This window comes from Shinella sp. M31, from assembly GCF_049199205.1.
Lineage (GTDB): Bacteria > Pseudomonadota > Alphaproteobacteria > Rhizobiales > Rhizobiaceae > Shinella.
Window position 1 is genome coordinate 143,033 of record NZ_JBLZPH010000083.1, and the last position, 4,581, is coordinate 147,613.

A 4,581-nucleotide genomic window follows, 5' to 3' on the forward strand; every position below is an offset into this window, starting at 1 on the left:
GTTTCCATCATGCACCGACAGACGCGCGTTTTTCGCGATCCTGACGGACTGACAAGCCATGCCGTGATTGAGTTCGCGGCGTCGGTTCATAAGCCGCTGGCATAGGCCGGGCATTCCTCAAAATCACACATGAAGAACGTCCGGCGCGCCCGGCGAAGGAGATACCATGTCAGACGGCGAACAGCTTGGCCGACTCTTGCTCATCAAACTCGGCGACGGAGCATCGCCGGAAATCTTTACCAATCTCTGCGGTCTGAAGGATCGTAGCTTCGACCTTTCGGCCAACACGGTCGACACCACGAAGCCCAGCTGCACCAATCCCGGCGGCCCGGTTCAGAAGACCAGCCGCCCAGGCATCACCAGCCGCACCTTCTCTGGCTCTGGCACGTTCGTGTCCAGTGCGATCATGAAGACCTTCATGGTGCATGTGAACGACGCGACGGTCTTCAACGCGCAGGTCGTCGTGCCTGGGCTCGGCACCTATGCCGGCTCGTTTATGGTCTCGAGCTTCAAGCTCGACGGCGACATGGAAAACGACCTGCAGTTCAGCGGTACGTTTGAGGCTGCCGGCGCGCTGACCTTCACGGCAGAGGCGTAATCCATGGCTAAAGAGGAGAAGAAGACCATGGCTGAACAAAAACCCTTCCCGCTGGCAGTGAATGGCGCCCGCGGTGAGGTCCCCCTGTGGATCGGCGATGTGCCTCTGGTCATTGCTGCCACGATGGGCGGATTGTCGGCCGTATCGACGCGTTTGGACTGCAAGAGTTTCCAGGACCTGTTCGTCCGGCTGTCTGGCGTCGAGGTTGCGGCAACTGTCGCAGCGATCGAACTGATGACCGTTCGCGGCGATCGCCTGGCCGCAATCGATAAGCTGCGGATGAAACACTTTTCGGCATGTGCCGCGGCCTTCTCTGCTGCGTTGGCACATCATTTCGATGAGGGCGACGAGGGAAACGTGGAGGCCGTCGAAAAGGCGGCCTAAAGCGAAAAGAAGCTGCGTTCCCTTGGCGTGATTGGCTGCGTATCGGGCTTGGCGGTCTGCAATGGCGTCCGGCCGATTTCTGGGACGCCACGCTCACCGAGTTCTTCCAGGCGATCAATGGTCGGAATGAAGCAAACGGCGCGGAAGACAAGCCGGCTGCTCCATCCAAGGGTGAGATGGCGGCGCTTATGGCGCGGTATGGTTAGATGTTCTTGCCGAAGACGAAGCGCCTTTCTGTTCCGTCAGTGAACTGAATTGTGCCTTCGCCAGCTATTTGACTTGCGTTCGCGGTCGGTCGGGTCATCGTAACGGTTCCACTTTTCCTATCAGTGCATTGCACAGGGAAGACGGCTGTGGGGTTCTTCCACTCAAAGACGCCGCGACATGTGGCCTTCTCATCGGTGATGGAAAACTTTCCGTTCTCCTGCATGGCGCCAAAAGTCGTTGTGCCGGAGCCGCGCATGCCGGTGCTATCCACGTATTTGTTCTGAATAGTGTTGCATCCGGCGGTGGCCAGTCCAAACGCGACCACAAATAGCACTTTCCTCATCCACCCCTCCCAAAGCCCGCCTCGCGCGGGCTTCTCCATTTTAGGATGAACCTGCCTTGGCTGACAACTCCACCGACGACATGATTATCGCCATTGGCGTTGACTTGGCGACGATCAGGCGCGGGCTGAAAAAGCTCGAGCAGGAAGTCGGCACGTCAACCGGGCGCGTACAGAAGCAGTTCGAGACCGTCGGGCGCGGCATCGACAATGCCATGACTACCGCGATGCAGAATCGCATCAACGCGATGGTCGGCGTTGGGACGAAAGGCGCCAAGGAATGGACAGGGGCACTTGCCGACCAGGGCAAAGAGCTGGAGCGCCTGCGCGCCAAGTACAGCCCGTTGTTTGCGACGATAAATAACTACAAAGCGGCCGTGGCTGATATCCGCCGCGCTCATGCTGTCGGGGCGATCTCTGCCAACGAGATGACGGCGGCCCTCTCGCAGCAGCGTCAGGAAGCCCTGAAATCGATCGCGACCATCAAAGCGCGCAATTCGGCACTTTCTGATACGCCAGCCATGCATGGCGCCCGCGGCTTTCAGACCGCCAACATCGCTGCGCAATTTCAGGACATTGCTGTCACATCCGCAATGGGGATGAGCCCGCTGCAGATTGCTTTGCAGCAGGGCACGCAGTTATCCGCCGTGCTTGGCACAATGGGCAGCGGCAAGCAGGTAATCGCTGGTCTCGGTGCAGCGTTCGCGTCTCTGGTTAGCCCAGTGTCGCTGGTCACCATAGGTCTGATAGCCGGTGGCGCCGCTCTGGCGCAGTACATCACTGGTGCGGGCAACGTTAAAACAGCTGACGACGCCATCAAAAGCCACGCGGATACCATTGCCTCGATCAAAGACGCCTATGGTGAGGCGGCGGAAGGTCTTGGCGGATACGTCAAGAAGAGCCAAGCGGAGGCCGCTGCCGCCGCTCGAGAAAACCTAAAAGTTCAGCAGGACGTGGCCAAGGCGGCGACGTCCGAATTCAATAAGCTTCTCGGCGTCCTTCAGGCTCGCACTGGCGGTGCATCAGACGTTGCGACGCGGTTTCGTCCGTTCACAGAGGCTATTCGGGAGTTCCGCCAAAGTGTAGCCGAAGGCTCCCCGGATTTCGTTCGTCTTCGCAGTGAAATTGAAGCAATTGTCGCTACCAATCCTGAAGGTCTGCGGAGGCTTGCTGACGAGATAATCAACGGGTCAGTTGCTGCCGCTGATGCCGACCGTCGTGTGCGATCGGCTAAGGACGTCATAGCTGGGCTAGGCAAGATCGCGCTTGAGCAGACTGGCGGGATTGGCTCGCTTACCAATGCGCTGCAGGAACTGGCGGATATCGCGGTTCCAGCCATGAGCGACGCAGAGCGCGCTCTGGCTGCCTATCGAAAGGCTGTCCAATCTGCGCAGGGGGCGGAGGACCGGCGTGCCGCATCGAAAGCTTATGACGATGCGCGCCGCAGGATCGATGACGCCAATCCGACAATCAACAATGCCGACGGAAAGCGCGTCGCAGTTCCAGTCCCTGGCGACAAGCCGTCACCTCTCGACGGCGACGGCAAAGAGCTTAAGAAGCAGGAAACCGCAGCCCAGAAAGCTGCCAACGCTTACCGCGACCTGATCAAGTCGGCAAACGACCGCATCGGCCAGTTGCAGCTCGAAGTCGAGATCACCGGGCAATACGGCGTGGCAACGGACGCGGCGCGCTTTAGGCTGGAACTGTTGCAGCAGGCCGAAGACAAAGGCCGCTCACTCAATACAAAGCAGCGCGCGGAGATCGAGCAAAAGGTCGCGCTGTACGAGAAATACTCGCAAGCGCTAGCCGAAACCAAACTCCAGCAGGACCTGATGAATCAGGCCCGGTTCTCGTCGCTGTCCAAGCAGGACCAGCAGGTGGTGACGACGCTCCGCCAATACGGACTGTCTGAGGATCTGGGCGGCAAGAATGCCCAGGCCATTCGCCAATCGCTGCAGGGTCAAGAGATTTCGGACGGCTTCAAGTCGTTTGCGATGCAGTTCTCAACGGGGCTCATCTCAGAAGGAAAGAGTTTAGGCGAAGCATTTGGCGATGCAGTAAAAACTGCAGCTGCCAGTGCGATGCAGAAGTCGCTGGAAAGCCTGTTTTCGCAGATCGGTAATGCCCTCGCTTCTGCGCTAATGCCGAAGTTGGGTGGTGGTGCGTCGCCGTTTACTGCGACGACCACGCTAGGCGACCTACTTGGTGCAGGCGCGGCCCCGGTAGGGGCGGTTACGCGATCTGCGCTGCCTGCGCTAGGCAGTCAGTCTGGCAACATGACCGCCTATATGCAGGCCATCAAGGATATTGAGAGCAGCGGCGGCAACTACGGTGCACTCGGGCCGATCACGCGAAACGGAGACCGCGGTCATGGTGCCTACCAGGTCATGGGCAACAATATTGGCCCGTGGTCCAAGGAGGCGCTTGGTCGCTCAATCTCCGCAGACGAGTTCCTGAAGAACCCTGCGCTTCAGGACCAGATTTTCGCGCATAAGTTCGGCGGGTATGTCGACAAGTTCGGGCCGTCCGGTGCTGCGCAGGCGTGGTTCGGCGGGCCTGGCTCCGTCGGCAAGGGCGGCCTCGGCCAGGACATGCTTGGGACCAGCGGCAACGCCTACGTCAAGATGTTCGAAACGAACGTCGCGAAGATGGGGAATGTCGCTGGCGAGGCGACCAAGGGTATTGGCGCGATGAACGGCGGCCTTCAGGCCATCGCGCAGAACTTCGGGGCGGCAGGCGGTGGCATCAACCTTGGTGGTCTATTCTCCTCGTCCTTCAAGCCCAACACGACGCTGTCGAATTTCATCAACGGGATTCCCGGCTTTGATGGCGGCGGCCACACGGGCGCAGGCACCAGAACGGGTGGCCTAGATGGCAAGGGTGGCTTCCTGGCTCTCATGCACCCGCGCGAGACCGTCACGGATCACACCAAGATCAATGCCCCTCGCGCGCCGCGCCTTAATCCCTCGGGTGGCCCTCGCGTCGTTCGCAACGAATCCGCACTAACGGTGCAGATCCAAGGCGCGAATGGTGATGACCATGTCCGCATGCT

General features: G+C 59.6%; 4 protein-coding genes and 1 pseudogene. 4 read left to right on the top strand and 1 reads right to left on the bottom strand.

Annotation, left to right across the window (positions count from 1 at the left end):
* Positions 1 to 166: 166 nt before the first annotated feature.
* The 3 genes and pseudogenes from ACOZKU_RS14680 to ACOZKU_RS14690 form a co-directional block, all read left to right on the top strand.
* On the top strand, positions 167 to 598 hold the full coding sequence (locus tag ACOZKU_RS14680) for a phage tail tube protein (RefSeq protein ID WP_421579502.1): 432 nt from the start codon (positions 167 to 169) through the stop codon (positions 596 to 598).
* Between the two features lie 3 nt (positions 599 to 601).
* Entirely contained in the window at positions 602 to 982 is a 381-nt protein-coding gene (locus tag ACOZKU_RS14685) for a hypothetical protein (protein ID WP_421579503.1), read from the top strand.
* A 29-nt stretch (positions 983 to 1,011) separates the two neighbouring features.
* Positions 1,012 to 1,188 (top strand): annotated as a pseudogene (locus tag ACOZKU_RS14690) (phage tail assembly chaperone); the annotation flags it as partial.
* Here the strand turns inward: ACOZKU_RS14690 and ACOZKU_RS14695 are convergent.
* Positions 1,185 to 1,532, bottom strand: a complete 348-nt coding sequence (locus ACOZKU_RS14695; protein WP_421579504.1) for a hypothetical protein — start codon at positions 1,530 to 1,532, stop codon at positions 1,185 to 1,187. The pseudogene ACOZKU_RS14690 and the gene ACOZKU_RS14695 sit on opposite strands and share 4 nt — an antisense overlap.
* A gap of 56 nt (positions 1,533 to 1,588) precedes the next feature.
* Here ACOZKU_RS14695 and ACOZKU_RS14700 point away from each other — a divergent pair.
* On the top strand, positions 1,589 to 4,581 hold a 2,993-nt coding region (locus ACOZKU_RS14700), incomplete at its 3' end, for a phage tail length tape measure family protein (protein ID WP_421579505.1).